The 17,599-nt window shown below is 46.3% G+C and carries 14 protein-coding genes; 2 read left to right on the top strand and 12 right to left on the bottom strand.

Annotated features, from left to right (window positions below; genetic code table 11):
- Positions 1 to 11: 11 nt before the first annotated feature.
- The 3 genes from H7T88_RS17480 to H7T88_RS17470 all read right to left on the bottom strand — a co-directional run bounded on the left by H7T88_RS17480 (position 12) and on the right by H7T88_RS17470 (position 5,012).
- Positions 12 to 2,453, bottom strand: coding sequence for a DUF5682 family protein (locus tag H7T88_RS17480; RefSeq protein ID WP_221789540.1), 2,442 nt, complete (start codon positions 2,451 to 2,453; stop codon positions 12 to 14).
- A complete protein-coding gene (locus H7T88_RS17475) occupies positions 2,441 to 3,541 on the bottom strand; it encodes an ATP-binding protein (RefSeq protein ID WP_208606751.1) in 1,101 nt (366 codons plus the stop codon). The genes H7T88_RS17480 and H7T88_RS17475 overlap by 13 nt, the downstream gene beginning before the upstream one ends.
- A 493-nt stretch (positions 3,542 to 4,034) precedes the next feature.
- Positions 4,035 to 5,012 (bottom strand): aldo/keto reductase, encoded by a 978-nt coding sequence (locus tag H7T88_RS17470; RefSeq protein WP_221789538.1) that lies wholly within the window; start codon positions 5,010 to 5,012, stop codon positions 4,035 to 4,037.
- Between the two features lie 190 nt (positions 5,013 to 5,202).
- Between H7T88_RS17470 and H7T88_RS17465 the strand changes: the two genes are divergently transcribed.
- Together H7T88_RS17465 and H7T88_RS17460 are read left to right on the top strand one after the other, a co-directional pair.
- Complete coding sequence (locus tag H7T88_RS17465) at positions 5,203 to 6,420, top strand: cytochrome P450 family protein (RefSeq protein ID WP_221789535.1); 1,218 nt, start codon at positions 5,203 to 5,205, stop codon at positions 6,418 to 6,420.
- A gap of 26 nt (positions 6,421 to 6,446) precedes the next feature.
- A complete protein-coding gene (locus H7T88_RS17460; RefSeq protein ID WP_221789533.1) occupies positions 6,447 to 6,782 on the top strand; it encodes a ribosomal protein L7/L12 in 336 nt (111 codons plus the stop codon).
- A 164-nt stretch (positions 6,783 to 6,946) separates the two neighbouring features.
- Here the strand turns inward: H7T88_RS17460 and H7T88_RS17455 are convergent, their stop codons facing one another.
- The 9 genes from H7T88_RS17455 to H7T88_RS17415 all read right to left on the bottom strand — a co-directional run bounded on the left by H7T88_RS17455 (position 6,947) and on the right by H7T88_RS17415 (position 17,593).
- Entirely contained in the window at positions 6,947 to 7,702 is a 756-nt protein-coding gene (locus H7T88_RS17455; protein ID WP_221789531.1) for an SDR family NAD(P)-dependent oxidoreductase, read from the bottom strand.
- 170 nt (positions 7,703 to 7,872) lie between these two features.
- On the bottom strand, positions 7,873 to 9,600 hold the full coding sequence (gene poxB / locus H7T88_RS17450; RefSeq protein WP_221789529.1) for a ubiquinone-dependent pyruvate dehydrogenase: 1,728 nt from the start codon (positions 9,598 to 9,600) through the stop codon (positions 7,873 to 7,875).
- A gap of 231 nt (positions 9,601 to 9,831) precedes the next feature.
- Entirely contained in the window at positions 9,832 to 10,593 is a 762-nt protein-coding gene (locus H7T88_RS17445) for an SDR family NAD(P)-dependent oxidoreductase (protein ID WP_221789527.1), read from the bottom strand.
- A gap of 156 nt (positions 10,594 to 10,749) precedes the next feature.
- Positions 10,750 to 11,055 (bottom strand): Dabb family protein, encoded by a 306-nt coding sequence (locus tag H7T88_RS17440; protein ID WP_154959271.1) that lies wholly within the window; start codon positions 11,053 to 11,055, stop codon positions 10,750 to 10,752.
- Positions 11,056 to 11,236: 181 nt separating this feature from the next.
- Positions 11,237 to 11,488 carry a type B 50S ribosomal protein L31 gene (locus H7T88_RS17435; RefSeq protein WP_090916418.1) on the bottom strand — a complete coding sequence of 84 codons (252 nt, stop codon included), beginning with the start codon at positions 11,486 to 11,488 and terminating at the stop codon, positions 11,237 to 11,239.
- Positions 11,489 to 11,632: 144 nt separating this feature from the next.
- Complete coding sequence (locus tag H7T88_RS17430; protein WP_244159217.1) at positions 11,633 to 11,899, bottom strand: HPr family phosphocarrier protein; 267 nt, start codon at positions 11,897 to 11,899, stop codon at positions 11,633 to 11,635.
- 204 nt (positions 11,900 to 12,103) lie between these two features.
- The gene (gutB, locus tag H7T88_RS17425; protein WP_260510971.1) at positions 12,104 to 13,177 is read right to left on the bottom strand and encodes a sorbitol/xylitol/iditol dehydrogenase GutB; all 1,074 of its coding nucleotides are present in this window, start codon (positions 13,175 to 13,177) and stop codon (positions 12,104 to 12,106) included.
- An 85-nt stretch (positions 13,178 to 13,262) separates the two neighbouring features.
- Entirely contained in the window at positions 13,263 to 15,416 is a 2,154-nt protein-coding gene (locus tag H7T88_RS17420; protein WP_221789522.1) for an alpha-glucuronidase family glycosyl hydrolase, read from the bottom strand.
- On the bottom strand, positions 15,413 to 17,593 hold the full coding sequence (locus H7T88_RS17415) for a glycoside hydrolase family 52 protein (protein WP_221789520.1): 2,181 nt from the start codon (positions 17,591 to 17,593) through the stop codon (positions 15,413 to 15,415). The genes H7T88_RS17420 and H7T88_RS17415 overlap by 4 nt, the downstream gene beginning before the upstream one ends.
- Positions 17,594 to 17,599: the final 6 nt, after the last annotated feature.

The following is a 17,599-nucleotide window of genomic DNA, read 5'->3' as shown; positions in this document are numbered from 1 at the left end:
ACGGGCATCATTCATATTAACTTCCATGCAGCAAACTCCTTTCGAAGCGCCTCGTCCTGCGTTCTGTAACGAATAAGCAGTTGCTCGTCCAGCACAGGCATCAACATTTCATCCGACCTCACTTGATGCAGATTGGCCACACGCTCGGCAATCAGATTTGTTTCCATTGGCGTAAAATAAGTGAAAGCCAGACGTAGTTCTGGAATCATAGCAATAAATTCATCATAGGATAACTGCTCAATTAACCCGTTTAGCTCTTGTAACAGCTGGTCCTCATATAGAAATGCATCTCGAGCCACGGTAAACACACCTTGTAAAAATAAAGCCGTTTGACGCGTCTGTTCCGGCGTTCCCCGGATATACCCGCGGGCACGCTCCACGATCTCTTCTCTAGATCGATCACCAAGTCCCGAAGCAATAGCGATACAGACCCCTTCGAGCTGAGCTGGAAGCTTCGAATCCGACAAGAGCTCGTGCAAATGGTTTCGAAATGCCGTATCCTGGAATTGCTCTTCGGCAGACTCGGCCAGCATTGCAAGTAGCTTTATTCCCTGAATAATACCCTCATGCTCGTCCGCATTCGTTCGCGAAAGTTGTTGCAGCTTGTCCACCGCGTTACGGTAAGCTTCAGATACTAACTCAGGAAGATGAGGGTCATCCGATAGTCCTAACAGCCGGCGATGCTGATGAATCCGATTCAGAATCGTTAAGCTGTTACATAGTGACAGAAAATGTCCATCTCTCCGCAGAGCATCACGAACCTTGGTGTACAGCTGCATTGCTGTCTCCTGAAGTCCCATTAATAGTGCCTGAAGCATTTTTTGAGCAAGTTCACCGCTGTGATGATCAGGAATATCTCGCATCTGCTCTTCCATCTTTCGAGTAGCTGCTGTGGCAAGTGTTCCGCCATATAAAGAATTTTCAATAAGCCTGGCTTCAATTCGTGAGGAATACATGTATTCCCACGTTTCACGAACCAGATTCATATCACGTTGCGCGATCCAATCCGGTCCCGCCTGTCGCTTCGCGAACTCGGGAACAAGATAAGAGATGCATTGAAACAACTGGCTAATCAAACGATGTTCCGGCTTGGCATACAGATCAAGTACCTTTTTATGCTGACCCGTTGTTCGAATCTGAAGTTTGAATTCTGTGCATCGCGCTTTAAAATCCTCAACGATAGGAATATGAAAAGCATTAGGTGCAACGCTCCCTATGGCGTCTCCGGTCAACAGAAGTTGTAGTTCCTGAAGCGGCTTGTCGGTGGCAAGTGTAAGCTCTCCTTTGACAAATGAAGAGAGGGCCGCGTCCATCAGCTCGTACACTCCGCCTTCCTGCTTGCCTCGAAGCTCCGCCAGACCTTGAATCATACTATATGCCTCAATGGCATCACTCGTGGAAACATGTTCTTCCCGTTCTCGCAGCTTGCGCATCAATCTGGATAACACGTTCAGTGTAGCTACACGGTAAGGAGAACGTGAAGTATGGAGCAGTTGATCCCAGATTTGATCGTAAAAATACACATAAGGCATACCGCTGGCATAGCCATTCAATCGATCAGCTTCGGCAAATGTATACACCATCGGATACACCTGTTCTTGAACATTTCCTGAATCAGATGTATCGTGCCGAGTCGAATTGCCCTTGGTTTCCTTTTCCTCAACAGTAGAATTCACTAACCCAAAAGTATGAAAACCTCCCGTAATTACAAGCACACGCTGATACTGCTCTTCAGCTTCCTTGATTCGTTTTGCCATATGGGCTTCTCTCACCAGGTCACCACTCGTCATCAGCCGCTCCGGGGTGTAGCACATTCGGGATAATGTACAATACGTGAAAACATCCTGCACAAAGGCAGAGGTGGGTTTCTGTAGCCCACCGATCTCAAACACCTTTTCCCATAGTTCATCAAAACTGCGGCAGTTTGTTTTCTCACATAAACGGTTAATAAATTCTGAACTGGCTAGCAGTGTTTCGTCCTGAACGGAGATTTCTTTCTGTTTTATTTGCGAAGGACTCTCCGTGTTTCTGGATACATGCCGATAATCCAAATCTATAAATTGTGCCGGAATGCCAAGCCGGTGGGCTTGCTTCAACGCAACATATTCGGGTGAATACCGGAGCATCGGATAATAACAGGCTTCTCTTCCATATTCATCTTCATAGGTATAATAGAGACTGACCGGAGGCAAGGTCGCTTCATCCGTTAGTACAGGTATCAGGGGATTACCGCTTTCTGGCCCTTCAATCAAAATGATATCGGGTTTGTAATCTCCGATGACATGCAACAGATGATGGGAACAAGATGGACTATGATGCCGTATTGGAAAATAAACCGTTCGATTATTTAAGTTATATACACTCGTATTGAATAAGGATTGAAGCTGATTGAAATCCGTAACATCCGATAAACCAACAACGTCGGCGGGCTCTACTTGGTCTAACCGATCCATTTTCTTTCCTCATAATAATTTTTCCAAATCTCCTCTTCGGCAGAGCGAGCTTTGACAATTTTGGAAAAATAGTTTTTGAGAATGCCTAGGTCCTTGTCGCTTTCCTTTGCAATGGTTCCCAGCATGTTTTGTACCAACCGATCCAGCGCAATAGATTTCCCCTCATAATAGTACGATGTCATTGCGCTCTGCACATATACCGACACGGCTTCTGCAGTACTCATGGACGCTTGAGGTGTATCGAGCTTGTACCCTTCACGTGACATGCCTGTTCGCAGCTCCATAAATGTAGTTGCCAGCAACTCCACCACGTCGGTTTGAATTTCGGTATCAATTCCACTATGTAATAACAGGTTTCTCGCCTGAGATTCAATGATTTTGGCTTCCATCTTCACATTCTGGATCGGTCTGATCGTTTCAAAATTAAAACGTCGCTTGAGTGCGCCGCTCATCTCATTTACACCTTTATCCCGAATGTTCGCCGTAGCAATGACGTTGAATCCCGGTTTGGCAAAAAGCACACCCCCGTCAAGTTCTGGAATGCTCATGACTTTATCGCTCAAAATACTAATTAAGCTGTCCTGTGCTTCAGCCGGACAACGTGTAATTTCCTCAAAGCGCGTTAAAATTCCTTTTTTCATGCCGTTATATAACGGGGAAGGCACGAGAGCTGCTTCAGAAGGCCCTTTGTCCAAAAGCATCGCATAATTCCAGGAATACTTGATCATATCCTCCGTTGTTCCAGCTGTACCTTGTATGGTATTCAGACTGGTCCCCGAGATCGCTGCCGTAAGCAACTCACTGAGCATTGTTTTTGCTGTACCGGGCTCACCGACAAGCATCAACCCGCGATTTCCTGCAAGGGTAACAACTGCACGTTCAATCAACACATCATTCCCGTAAAATTTACGTGTAATGGTGATCTTCTCTCCATCCAGCATCGCTGGCTTATCTCGACCAATAATAAAATCCCGCACATTAGCTGGAGATAATAACCAGTTGGGCGGACGATGACCCTGATCCTCCTGTTGTAACGCCCTTAACTCAGCCTCGTATAATGTCTCCGCAGGCGGTTTAAGCATCTCTATCATCAAGATGTCTCCTCTCAAATAAACAGATCGTATGTTCCTATTCACATCATTTTATCACAGCCGTAAGTTATTAAGTCTGAAAACGGGCAAAAATGGTTGAAACGTCCTTCTTACCTGCACTTTTGACTAAGTCCAAGGACTTACATCACCGCACAAATGTGAATCCTCTCTCCCGGTCTATCTCTAGAATAGAGCAATTTCTCATTCTATCCTTTGGAATATCGCTTAGGCATATAGTTCTACCTATCAACACTAACGACCGGACTTCAGAGATAGGGCACTACAATCTTATAAACAATCTAACATCTCTTCTAATCACTGCATAAAAAGAAAAGAATGCAAAACACAGAACTGTGCTTCCTGTGTTTCATCCACCCGCATAATTGGCGGCATATTGTCGCTCACTTCACGCACTCAACTGGCTACAGCCATAAACAAAAAGCCGCTAGATTAGCGACTATATGAAAACATATATCCTGTTCTGTAGACACTACATTCTCCGTCCGCACGAAGACGAGTACAGCTCGTACCATTCATACCGTGTGAGTTCAACCTGAGCCGCATCACGACAAGCGAGAATCCGCTCTGGACGAATCGAACCAATCACCGGCTGAATTCCGGCTGGATGTTTCATTAACCAAGCTAGTACAATGGCTTCACTCGTGACACCACGCTCTTTAGCAATACGAGCCACCAGTTCTGCCGTTGCTTCAATCTCGGGTCGTTGTCCTTCAAACGCTCTGCCTGTAAATCTTCCCTGTGCGAGAGGACCCCAAGCTTGTAACTGAATGCGCTCTGCCTGGCAGTACTCCATCGTACCGTATGGGAAAACATTTTCTTTCGCCTGCGCACGGTTCACGGTTACGCCAGCCTCTACAAAACCGATTTTATCAAGGCTCATCTCCAGTTGATTCACGATGAATGGCATACGACTGTGCATCTGAAGCAAACGGATCTGTTCAGAGCCCATATTAGACACGCCAAAGTTTCTTACTTTTCCAGCCTGATGAAGTTTAGCCAGCGCTTCTCCGATCTCCTGCGGATGGGCAAGTGGGTCGGGACGATGCAGCAGCAAAATATCCAGATACTCCGTGCCGAGCCGGGATAAAATCCCGTCAACACTCTTTATAATATGTGCCCCTGATGTGTCATAACGCTGTGGTCCCTCATCATCCCCTACCAGCCGAATTCCGCATTTAGATTGAATAATGATCTGTTCCCGAAGTCCGTTCCTTTCAGATAAGATCCGCCCAAATACATGCTCCGCTTTCCCGCGTGTATAGATGTCCGCCAGGTCAAAATGATTAATGCCAATCTCCAGTGCGACTTCTACCGCTTGACGGCCTTCGACCACCAAATCCTCAGTAATGGGGGCTCCATCCCAATCTCCTCCAAAGCGCATACACCCCAGAACGATAGGACTCGCGGGAATCTGATGATCATGTAAAGGCAACTGTCTATATGACATTTCCGTACTCCCTCTCATTTTTTTATTTTTGAAAACGTATTATTGACTTCCTAATCTTGTCTTCTTGAGTCCAACACGATATTCCTGCATCGCTCGCATTTTTATCATGGCAAAACAAGGTTTCGAACCTTTACATATGGAATAATTACAAAGTGACATATCTTATTGCTAAGGAGAGGAGATTACACATTTGAATCCAAATGAATCTAATGAGACGAATGAGAGCAACGAGACCTCTAGCCCAGATTTTTTCACAGCATCATTTACTCAAAATCCTTATCCGGTATATGAAAAATTAAGAAAAGATGACCCCGTCTTCAAAGTTATGTTTCCGAGTGGAGAGTTTGGCTGGATCATTTCTCGATATGAAGACGCTGTTCAGATTTTAAAAGATTCCCGCTTCAGCAAAGACATAGTCAAACGATACGGGACAGAGGGCAAGAGTATTTTTTCAAAAAATATGCTGTTCTCCGATCCACCTGATCACCGTCGTTTGCGGGGGTTGGTACAAAAAGCTTTCACTCCCAAACTTGTCGCAGATATGAGAAGTCATATCCAGAGCATTGCCGATGATCTGCTTGACAAGTTGCCTTCGCAAGCAACGATGAATCTCATCGATGACTTTGCTTTTCCGCTGCCTATTATTGTGATTAGTGAAATTCTCGGCGTGCCGCTTGAGGATCGTGATCAATTCCGCATGTGGTCCAACACCGTTATTGAGGCTTCCACCGGCAAGAATGAAGAACTATTCCAACAACATGAACGGGAGTTCATCGAATATTTGACCGATTGGTTCGCCAAAGTACGTAAAGACCCCGGTCAGGATCTGATCAGCCAGCTAGTCATTGCCGAAGAATCCGGGGAGCAATTGACCGAAAAAGAATTGCTTGGTGTGGTCTCACTACTTATTATTGCTGGACATGAAACCACTGTAAATCTTATTGGAAACGGTATTCTGGCCCTGCTTGAGCATCCGGAACAACGAGATTTGTTAATTCGGGAGCCTGAACTGATCCATCAAGCCATTGAAGAGATGCTGAGATATAACGGACCAGTTGAGTTCAGCACCTCACGCTGGGCTTCAGAGGATATGGAGTTTCGTGGGCAGCAGATTACCAAAGGTGAACTTGTGGTTGTGGCGCTGGATTCAGCGAATCGTGATGAAGAGCAATTCAAAGATCCGGATGTATTCGATATCACACGTGAGAAAAGTGCGCATCTCGCTTTTGGCAAAGGTATTCATCTCTGTCTCGGTGCACCGCTGGCCCGACTTGAAGGTGAAATTGCCGTGAGTACGCTGATCAATCGCTTTCCTAACATGAAGTTACAAAAAGATGTGGATACACTGGAATGGAGACCGGGCATGGTCGTTCGCGGCGTCAAGGAAATTCCGGTTCTACTGAAATGAGCAGTTTCTTATTCGTGGTATTCCTGTTGATTATTCCAATTCTCTGGTCCAAACTCGGCAATCTGCAACGTCAGGTAGATGAGCTGAAATCAGAGGTAGAGCTACTTCAAAACGGTTCGTCTCTCGATGCAAATCGTTTTGCCATGAACGCTTCTTCTGTCCAAAATGCTTCATCCTTTTCTCCATCTACAAGCACAGATTCTTTTCCTCAGAGCGGATTCGACATGAATACGGAGTTGGATCAGGAATTGCTTGCAATGGTACGGGGCGGAAACAAAATTCAAGCTATTAAAAAACTTCGTGAAGCCCGCAGCCTTTCTTTAAAAGAAGCTAAAGATTATGTTGAAGCATTAGATCAATAGGGGCAGAATTGACCAAAGCGATCTATTATATGAGGGTATGATTATACTAAACATCGTGAACTAAAAGCACTGAATTGTATCGCCCTCAAAATGAAAGAGGAACTGAGCGGATTAACGCATACAGTTCCTCTTTTGAGTACTCTTTTTCATGGCGCCCTGACTTCTTACTGAGCAGTTACCGCACCATCGATCGGATATACAGCTCCGTTGATGTACGGTGCATCGTTTCCAAGCAGGAAAGAAACCAGATTAGCGATTTCTTCCGGCTTACCGAGACGTCCGGATGGAATGCTATCTACTGTAGCTTGGAAAACCTCCGGATTATCTTTACCGAATTGAACAACCATCGGTGTTTCAATCGTCCCTGGAGCAATCGCATTCACGCGAATGTTCTCCTTGCCATATTCAATCGCTGCTGTGCGCGTCAAACCAACAACACCATGTTTGGTCGCCGCATACGGAGCAACTGCCGGAACACCCACAATTCCAGCGGTAGAAGCTGTATTCACTATGGAACCTCCACCCGTTTTGAGCATTTCGGTAATAACATATTTTAATCCGTAAAATACGCTTCTCAAATTAATATCAATAATCTGGTCAAATTGCTCAATGGTATGTTCGATTAATTTGATCCCTGGGCCGGCAATTCCCGCATTGTTGAAAAACATATCAATTCGGCCGAACTCTTCGATCGTCTTTTTCACATAATTCTCTACCTCAACAGCTTTACTTACATCAGCCTGAACAAAAATTGCCTTGCTCCCCAGCTGTTCAATCTGCTTCACCGTTTCAAGACCTGTCTTTTCCACCAAATCTACGACAACGATGGAAGCTCCTTGCTCCGCTAGTTTCAGTGCTGCGGCTTGACCTAATCCACTTCCTGCTCCCGTAATAATGGCTACTTTTCCTGCGTGACTCATGATGATCTCCTCCGATTATGTGTCATTTGTGATTGTACCTATTCATTCCTCGCCTCGATATGGATGAGCTATGTAGGTCAGCAAGGAAATTACTCCTTCCTGACTTTACCTATTTTAATAAACAATTGATTTAAAAACAAACTAAATTATATCAACCCATATGATTTTGCTTACCGAAGCAAGTTCGTTTTCGCCAGCTCAATTAATTCATCGCCACGGCCATTCAGAACGGCTTTCATCATCCATAACGTGAATCCTTCCGCTTGTTTTATATTAATTTTCGGTGGCAGGGACAGCTCCTGGCGATTCACAACAGCGTCGATCAATACCGGGCCATTGTGTTGCAACGCGCGCTCTATGGCTCCCTCAAGCTCGGCAGGATCTTCTACGCGTATGCCTTCAATGCCCATTGCTTGTGCCACCATCGCGAAGTTTGGATTCACAAGCTCTGTCCCCGATTCGAGGAAACCGGCAGCTTTCATCTCCAACTCTACAAAGCTGAGTGCGCCATTGTTAAACACAACCACTTTGACTGGGAGGTTATGCTGCTTCAGCGTGAGCAGATCCCCCATAAGCATCGCTAATCCCCCATCTCCGGACAACGAGATGACCTGCCTTCCAGGATCAGCAACCTGAGCCCCAATGGCCTGAGGCAGTGCATTAGCCATCGTTCCGTGATTGAATGAACCCAGCAATCTGCGGTTACGGCTCATCTGAATATAACGTGCAGCCCATACCGTTGGTGTCCCCACATCACAAGTGAAGATTGCATTTTCCGCGGCGGCATCACTGATCACTTTGGTCAAGTATTGCGGATGAATAGGCTTTTTGCCTGGTTTTCCCACCGCAAGCTCGTCCAAATCCTCCCTTACTTTCGTATAATGCTTCACGCTTTTGCGCAGATGTTTGTCACTATGTTCAGCCGTGAGGTATGGAAGCAACGCTTCAATCGTCGCCTTGATATCACCGCACACTCCGTAATCCAGCTTGGTTCGCCGCCCCAAATGCGAGGTTTGAATATCCACCTGTAACACCGTCGCATCTTCCGGGAAAAACTGACGGTACGGGAAATCCGTTCCGAGCATAAGGAGCACGTCACAGTCCATCATGGCATGGTATCCCGAAGAATATCCGATTAAGCCTGTCAGCCCTACTGAATAAGGATTGTCGTATTCTAAGTACTCTTTCCCTCGAAGCGCAATAACCATAGGGGATTTCAATCGATCACAGAGCTCCAGCAGTAGTTCACGAGCCCCCGCACATCCTGCCCCGCATAGAAGCGTAATTTTTTTGTCCTGATTCAGGTACCCCGCCAGTTTGGCGAGTTCGGGTTCAGAAGGATGTACAACCGGATGGGGTGCATGGTATACATGCTCAGGAACAGGCAGATCAGCCGCTTCAAGTCCAGCAACATCGCCCGGAAGCACAATGACAGACACACCGGAACGAGCTACTGCTGTCTGCATCGCCATTGTGAGCGAACGAGGCATCTGCTTGGCTGTCGTGATCACTTCACAATAATGGCTGCATTCCTGGAACAAATACTCTGGATGAGTCGCCTGAAAATATTCACTGCCAATCTCGTCACTTGGAATGTGAGCAGCAATGGCCAGAACCGGCACACGGTTTCGATGGCAATCATAGAGTCCGTTAATAAGATGCATATTCCCAGGCCCGCTACTACCTGCACATACGGCAATGCTCCCACTTACTTGGGCATCTGCACCCGCTGCAAAAGCCGCTACTTCTTCATGTCTTACATGAATCCATTCAATTTTGCCCGACTTGCGGATGGAGTCGAGGACCGCATTCAACGAGTCTCCAACAATGCCGTATATCCGGTGAATTCCCGCATTTAATAAGGCTTCGACAAGGACGTCTGCTATCGTTTTTTTCATAATGCGTAGTCACTCCTTTATAACGTTATCTTGATTAGGTTTCCATCCCTTGAATATACCTATTCTTATACCCCAATATTTTGAAAAAAGAATCAAAAGCATATGTCACTACAAGTATATAAGCACAATCTGCGTTAGCATCTGGAGAAAACTCAAAAAATCCGTTTACCTTGAAGGCAAACGGATTTTTTGAGTTTTTCACACGATATCTACTCCTGAGAGCATAATTAATCAAATAGCTGGCATAACATTTCCACCGCTTACAGGGATATACGCTCCAGTGATAAAAGAAGACAAATCAGATGCCAGGAAAGCAACGACGTTTGCAATCTCCTGGTCTTCTCCTCTGCGTCTCAATGGTACAGATCGAGTATAAGCCTCATCATGTCCTGGTTCGTTTGTTCGATCGCGTTCACTAATTGTCCACCCCGGAGCTACTTGGTTAACTGTAATCTGATATTCGCCAACTTCCTTCGCTAACACACGATATACACCGTCCATTCCGCGTTTTCCAGCGGTGTAGGCTGATTGATGGGCAAAATTTTGCATCGCGCATTCAGTATTAATCCCAATGAAGCGACCGGACCTCATTTCCTGCATTTGGGGAATGAAAGCTTTGGCAAGATATACACTCTGCATGACACATGATTCGAACTGGCTCAAGTAATCCTCTGGTGCTTGCTCCAGAACGGAAGTCCATTCGTATTGAATGACTGCATTCGCAACGACGATATCCACATTACCCAGCGTATTTTGGATGGCATCTCGTATCCAAAATGCGGTAGCCTGTTTAGTCATGTCACCTTGTACGATAACGGCCTGACAACCCAGTGCTTCGATCTCGTCCTTCAGTTCTTTGGCCTTCATTTCGTTGTTTATGTAGTGCAGTGCCAGATTCGCGCCACAAGTTGCGAGTGTACGAGCAATCACTCTTCCCAATTGCCCCGTAGCCCCCGTAACTAATGCCGTTTTGCCCGTTAAATCCAATTTCATGACCTGGGTCACCTCCTTATCCGTTCTACTCTAAAACGATTTCGAAAAGTGAATTTTGGAATACTCGTGACGCCTGCATTTTCGGATATCAAGACTTTCCTTTGGAGGTTTTTCTTGATCCTCAGTCCATTTTCAACGTTACTTTTAGATCTCTATTCACTCATTGTGTTTCATAAAATCAATTTCCTGAAAACGGCTGACTTCCTTCTCCCAGCGCTCTGCAACATACTGTCGGTGTACGGGATGGTCATTATAAGCGTCATAAGCAGCCTGATCTGCAAACTCCATAGAAAACCCGTAATCAAACTCATTTTTTGCACTCACTTGGCGTAGGACTTGAAAATGTTCAACACCTGGAATTTCCGCAAGCGCTTCCTTACTTTCGTTCAAAAAAACTTCGGACTCCGCTGTATCTTTACCTGCATAAAGTGTAAATGTCACCATATGTGTAATTCTGCTCATCTCTGTTTCCTCCTCCACTATGTTCAGACTCTGTACTCTAGTTTACAACTGAATGCACTGAAAGCGCAATATTTGGTTGAATTGAACCAATGAGCTTTCATACAAGAAACTAAGAAAACACAACCAAAAACAAAAACCCCCGGAATAACATTCCAAGGGTTGCTCCTCATCTATAAGAGAACTAGTTTTTGAGGTTGTATTTGCGGTTGAACTTGTCAACACGTCCACCGATATCCACGTTTCTTTGTTTACCAGTGAAGAACGGGTGGGATGCAGAGCTAGTATCTACACGGATAACAGGGTAAGTGTTACCGTCTTCCCATTCCATTGTTTCATTCGAGAACTTCGTGGAAGAAGCCAGGAATTTGAAGTCAGCACTTGCATCGTAGAAAATAACGAGCTGTGTTTTAGGATGGATGTCAACTTTTGGCATAATCTATTTACACTCCTTTAATATGGGTACTTCCTAGAATCAAACTAAATTTTATTATACTCTTTTTTTGCACGAAGTACCAGCAAGAATTGACGAAAAGACAAAAAAATTATAATCCATGCGAGTGGGTATCTAAATCCATCATTACGCCGGGCCTTTTTCCAGTACATGCAATATGTACTCGAGCGCCTCGAGTTCATCCCTTCCTCTCGTCTGTAATCGAACCATACTGCCGTTTCGAAGCGGAAGTAATGCCATGCCTAGCAGGCTCTTTACATCTACACGATGTTCATGATCAGCCTCCGTATAAGACAATGATATGTCCGAAGCAAAACGTGACGCTTGAGAGGATACCGACAGTAACTCATCCCGATGAAAATCCGCGTGAATCATAAATTCATGTGTTCTCACAACTTTCAATTCCTTTCGCCAAAATATGAGTAACTGTAATCATGTGTTTTCATTTATATATTAAAATCAACATGAATTATACCATGTGCTGGCAGGTTGTCCATGCCTTTCATGCGGAAAAAACAAAAAAATTACGACTACTCCCGTTACAATTAAAAAAAGGTCCTGTACACATATGTGTACAGAACCCACACTCTTTTCTTATTACATACCGTTCGGGTAAACCATCACTTTAAGACTACCGCTTTTGTTATGCAGCGCCCTCTCCATTGCCTGTTGTGTCTCTTCAAGGGGATATCGATCGGTGATCAAAGACATCACATCATGCTGTCCCGAACTTAAAAAGGCTACCCCCGCAGGATACGTATTGGCATAACGGAATATGCCATAGATATCGACTTCATTGTCGGCAATAAACGGTACATTGATTGCAATCTCATCCTGGGCGGGCAATCCAACAATGGCCAGCTTACCACCTCTGCGAAGAGAATATAGCGCCGACTGCAGTGCTTTGGGATTACCTGCCGTCTCCCAGGCTGTATCCACTCCGATGCCCTCGGTAATTTCCCGAATCACAGCAAGCGCATCCTCATGACGCACATTGATGGTGTGCGTTGCTCCCATCCGGCGTGCGGCCTCAAGCCGGACTTCCTCTAGATCCGTGACAATTATGGTCTCTACTCCGAAGGATTTCGCTGCCGCAACAGCCATCAGTCCGACGGGGCCCATGCCCATAATAGCCAGTGTCGTTCCTGGAGCCAGTTTACTCCTGCGAGCCGCATGAATACCAACGGAAAACGGTTCATTCATGGCTGCTTCCTCAAAGGTTAGGTGATTCGGGATTGGAAATACCATATCCTCTCGTATGACCATGTACTGTACAAATGCTCCATCGACAGGAGGGGTTGCCAGGAATTGAACTTCAGGACATAGATTGTAACGTCCTTCCTTACAAGCTGTACAGCGTCCGCACGTCACTCCAGGTTCAATGGCAACTCGATCCCCCACCTTCACTCGGGCAACGTCTGCACCAACCGCTACGATAATCCCCGCACATTCATGGCCAAGAATAATCGGTTTCTCCACAACAAATCTGCCAATGCGACCATGCTCAAAATAGTGTACATCAGATCCACAAACGCCTACGGCCATAACCTTAATGAGCACTTCATTGGATGAAGGTCTGGGAACAGGTTGATCCTCAATGATAATATGTCCAGGCTTTGTCATGACGGCAGCCTTCATCGTTACGGGCAGTTCGTGTTCACTCATACGCATTCTCCTCCTTATGCATGTCAGTGCTGTCTCTCGTTTCAAAGAAAACATTGCGTACTTTCGTACATGTTTATTTCATGCATGATTATTAGTAGATTTTTCGAGCTTGCTCATCCTGAATACCGCTCTTGCGATAAAAATACGTGTTAATCATATCGCGCCATTCCTTCGCGTGATCTGCCTGTTCCTCCTGCAGCGCAGCTACCTTGTTAAAGATGACTGGATCCACTTTACCTTCCAGCTCTCTCCATGTTTCGAGTAATGCCTCAGCCTGCGCAGCACCTTCGAAATGAGTATCGTAGATGTGCTGGATAACCGTTTTACCGGAATGTAACACATGCGTGTACGGGACATGATGGAAAAAGAGAATTAACTCATCGGGACAAGTCTCCAGTGATTCATATCTTGCTGCATTTTCCGCATGATATTGGGAAGTATAACCTGTACCACTCATCACCGTCCGATCAACCCCAATTCCATGACAATCGGCAAAGTGATACGTTCCCCATTTGGAATACTCGTAACCATCCACATTAGGTCCGTAATGATGATCCGGGTTTACCATCCAGCCTACACCGAGAGGTGCGGTATAATTTTCATAGATGTCAAGTGAAGACAGCAACATACCCGTAACCCGTTCTACCACTTGCTCATCATGTCCAAACGTTAATCTCACCCATTCATCTGCGATGGCTTCCGCCGAGAGCTCAGGATTCCACCCCAGTCTGCCATATCCGTACAAATTCGCTTGAGCCAGCGGATGGCCTGTCCAACTTGCATCCGCGCCGATATTGGATACAGCCGCAAATCCACTGTACTGGCGCTGATAGAGCGAACCGTCTGCAATGCGCTTGATCTCTGAGCCTTTGCCCTTAGCATACGTGTCAAAATCCAGAATTTCCTTCCACTGTGGCACAAGATAAGCCAGATGACGCTGTTGTCCTGTGTATTCTTGCGTAATCTGGAACTCTATCACTTGATTCGTATTCTCCATCGCCCCAAATAAAGGGGATACTGCTTCTCTAACCTGAAAATCCATAGGTCCATTTTTAATCTGCAAAATGACATTGTCTGCAAACCGTCCGTCTAGCGGTTTAAAGTGGTCATAAGCCGCGCGAGCCCGATCTGTAGTACGATCCCGCCAGTCCTGCTTGCAGTCGTATACGAAGCACCGCCAGATGACAAGTCCGCCAAAGGGACGAAGGGCTTCTGCAAGCATGTTTGCACCGTCTGCATGGTCACGATTGTATGTGAAAGGCCCCGGACGATTTTCAGAATCCGCTTTGATCACATATCCGCCAAAATCCGGAATCGCAGCGTACACCTTCGCCGTTTGAATCTTCCACCACTCACGTACCTGATCATCCAGTGGATCAGCTGTCTGCAAGCCACCAACTTCGATTGGACTGGCGTAATTGGCACAAAGAAACAAGCGAATACCATACGCTCTGAATTCAGCCGCTACCTTCGCAACATCACCAAGGTATCGCTCTGTCAGAAACAGACTCTCTTGTTTATGCACATTCACGTTATTAATCGATATCGCATTGATTCCGGTTGAAGCCAGTAATCGGGCATAGTCTCGAATCCGCCCTAAATCCTGCGTGAACTCACCGTTTTCGTAAAAAATAGAACGTCCGGCATATCCCCGCTCAATACTGCCGTCCACATTATCCCACTGATTAATCATGCGCAGTTGATTCACGGGTTGCTCTGTAATAAATAAGGGCTTCACCCCGTCAAGAGCCGAACCGGCCTCTTCTGACTTACCTTGCTTTAATGTCAGTTCACGCAACAAATGAAAAACAGCATATAAAACACCTTGCGGCGTCTCTGAACCAATAACCAGCTCCTGAAGAGACTCATGTTCACGAATGATAAAACCCTCACCCTGTACAGCAGCACGTTCCGCCTCCGTAAACGCACTTGTCACCTGATTGTTCCCTGCCCAGGTGCCCACTCGGATTGAAGGTTTACGTTGTTCGTCTGAATCCGTGCTTTGGGTCTGAGAATGGCGAATGACGGGCTGTTCACCGTATAACTTACCGAGCCCTTGCTTGAGCTCGGTAAGAGCGGTGTCGATGACCAGATGCTGTTCCTGTACATCAATATGCCGGCTCCAGAGAGGAGCTGCCGTTCTCGTTCTCGTAGACCCTTTCGCTTCTGGTAGTGCAACATGATAACCTAGCCATGCTTCATATTGCGGGCCGGACAGTCCAGATTGTACGGTAGTTTGACTCATTGTACAGCCTCCTTGCTTGCATAGATCTGTGCAAGACGATTATTTTTGCCTTCAAGCAACCACAGTATAGAAGTTACGCCACGTGGATAATATTTGCTGCCGACAGCAACACCGGATAAGATCTGGTCACTCCAGCACCAGTAGGATTCCTTCGGATGAAGCAACCATTTCACATGAGTTGCATCCGCTGCTTTCCCAGTCTCATCCCACTCCACACCCAGAATCTCACGTGTGATAAATTGGGACAAATAGATTTTGCTCAACCAGGAGTTGTTGCTTGTCGAAGATAGCTTCCAGCCACCATCTTCAAACAGGCATATTCCTGGAACTAGCACCGTTTTTAGATGCGTGTGTAGTGCCTTGATATAGGGTCCGAACCGGCCGTTAACATCGAGTGCCGCTTCACAACCTGTAAAATACGGGAATACCAGACCTTCAATCGCCGGAATGATACGCGAATCGTTATTTTCCGCAATAACCGCCGGGATGTAACCTCCATCAGTCAATTGAGCAGCGACGCTTGCCGCGCAGCGATCTGCTTGTTTTCCTGCCTGATGAGACAGCTCTGCGAGCTTCTCGGCTGCAAACAACTTTTCGAGTGCAACATAGACAGCCCAGCATTTACCCGCAAGATAGATATTGTTCCGCGATTGTCCAAGGGATACGTCCAAACTGTCGTACGTGGTAATCTCTGCCCCTCCTTGTGTACGGCTGCTATCCAGTCCCATTAAGCCATTACGTTGATCTTCTTCTGGATGGTCACGGTTAAGCATACTTTGGAAGCATTCCTGAATAACCGGCAACATCTCAGTCACAAACTCCCGATCTTGCGTCTGCTCAATATATACCGTTGCGCAGCAAAGCCAGTTGACAAGCTCTTCATGGCTCATCTGTGAGAAACAATCATCGATGCCAACGAGTTCATACGCCGAATGACCCGGACGGGAAAATACATTGGCGATTCCGATATCATGTGTAAACGTAATGCCGCCCGGATGAAGTGTCTCTTCTCCAGGGAAGCGAACCTGATCCGTATAACTATAACGCTTCACAAACCACTCCAGCTCATTACGAACAGTCCATGGATTAAGAGCAAGCTCGAAGTACAGCTGATCTGCGGTCAGATCCAGCGTATTCATCATCCGATATTCGCCTTCATTCACAATCCAGAGCGGCTCGCCATCTGCATCGAGCAGTTGGGTGCTCGCATAGTAGCTGTGGATGGAATGGGCAAGCATATAGGACTGATCTTCGCTAAGCGCTGCCGTTCCAAGTCGCCGATCTACTTCGGCACAGGATGCAGTCAATGCATCAAAACGATCGAGTGCATACTCACCTGCTTGCAGAATGTCAGCAAAGTAACGTGTGTACCAATATGTGGTGTCCATACCGGTAGTTACAATTCCTCCCCGATAGAAACATACCGCGAATTGGAACGTGCGTTTCTGGCCTGCCGGAACTTCCATCAGCAATACGGAGGTAGATCCTAAGCCAAATGCCAGATTGTCACGATGTTTTTCCTCTAAAATTTTCTCCAGCGTAAATCCGCGTGCAGGCCACAGACCTTCATTTTTCGACACAATAGCTGTCAGACGCCCTTGTCCAACCCCTGTCAATGGTCCTCCCTCTGGTCCACCAATTAAACGCATCGCAGAATACGGATCACTACCTTGATAACCGAAGTACCCTTTACGGGTTTTCTCGCCTTGGCTGTTGTCAATGGTCATCTCGACCAACACTGCGGGTACGAGTGCATCCATCAGCGCTTCACGATCTGCACTCTTCGGATGCGGAACGGGACGTACAGGCGAATAAATACGGAATTCAAGATCTCCTGCATTCCATGTATCTGTCCCCGAAGTGAACTCCCGAGTAATGTCTTCATCCCGAAACGCAGAGATCAACGGTTTTGCCCCCGCACCGTCAGACTGACTTCCACTGTCCAGCTTCTCCACATCATAACGGCTGCTCTCATCTTCACTCGCTTCATAAAAAGGCAATGCCTGATAATGCTCTCCATCACAAGCTTGTAATCCTATATATACGTTTTGGTCAGCCGGCTTCCCAAGTTCAAGCCCCAGCCCACCTTTAGCCCCTTTGTAACCTAGCGTGAAACTGGCAAATGCACCGATTGGTGCGTGATGAGCATTGTAAAAAATAGAATTGGATGTACTCATTCTTCA

Origin of the sequence: Paenibacillus cucumis (ex Kampfer et al. 2016) (genome assembly GCF_019748695.1) — a bacterium.
Classification (GTDB): Bacteria; Bacillota; Bacilli; order Paenibacillales; family Paenibacillaceae; genus Paenibacillus; species Paenibacillus polysaccharolyticus.
This window is presented reverse-complemented; position numbering and strand designations above follow the sequence as displayed.

What these genes read in the sequence shown, in the direction of transcription:
- H7T88_RS17440 (WP_154959271.1), bottom strand. Translation starts at nt 11,055, where the DNA reads ATGAGCAGAATTACACATATGGTGACATTTACACTTTATGCAGGTAAA.
- H7T88_RS17415 (WP_221789520.1), bottom strand. Translation starts at nt 17,593, where the DNA reads ATGAGTACATCCAATTCTATTTTTTACAATGCTCATCACGCACCAATC.
- H7T88_RS17445 (WP_221789527.1), bottom strand. Translation starts at nt 10,593, where the DNA reads ATGAAATTGGATTTAACGGGCAAAACGGCATTAGTTACGGGGGCTACG.
- gutB (WP_260510971.1), bottom strand. Translation starts at nt 13,177, where the DNA reads ATGCGTATGAGTGAACACGAACTGCCCGTAACGATGAAGGCTGCCGTC.
- H7T88_RS17455 (WP_221789531.1), bottom strand. Translation starts at nt 7,702, where the DNA reads ATGAGTCACGCAGGAAAAGTAGCCATTATTACGGGAGCAGGAAGTGGA.
- H7T88_RS17435 (WP_090916418.1), bottom strand. Translation starts at nt 11,488, where the DNA reads ATGCCAAAAGTTGACATCCATCCTAAAACACAGCTCGTTATTTTCTAC.
- H7T88_RS17470 (WP_221789538.1), bottom strand. Translation starts at nt 5,012, where the DNA reads ATGTCATATAGACAGTTGCCTTTACATGATCATCAGATTCCCGCGAGT.
- H7T88_RS17420 (WP_221789522.1), bottom strand. Translation starts at nt 15,416, where the DNA reads ATGAGTCAAACTACCGTACAATCTGGACTGTCCGGCCCGCAATATGAA.
- poxB (WP_221789529.1), bottom strand. Translation starts at nt 9,600, where the DNA reads ATGAAAAAAACGATAGCAGACGTCCTTGTCGAAGCCTTATTAAATGCG.
- H7T88_RS17480 (WP_221789540.1), bottom strand. Translation starts at nt 2,453, where the DNA reads ATGGATCGGTTAGACCAAGTAGAGCCCGCCGACGTTGTTGGTTTATCG.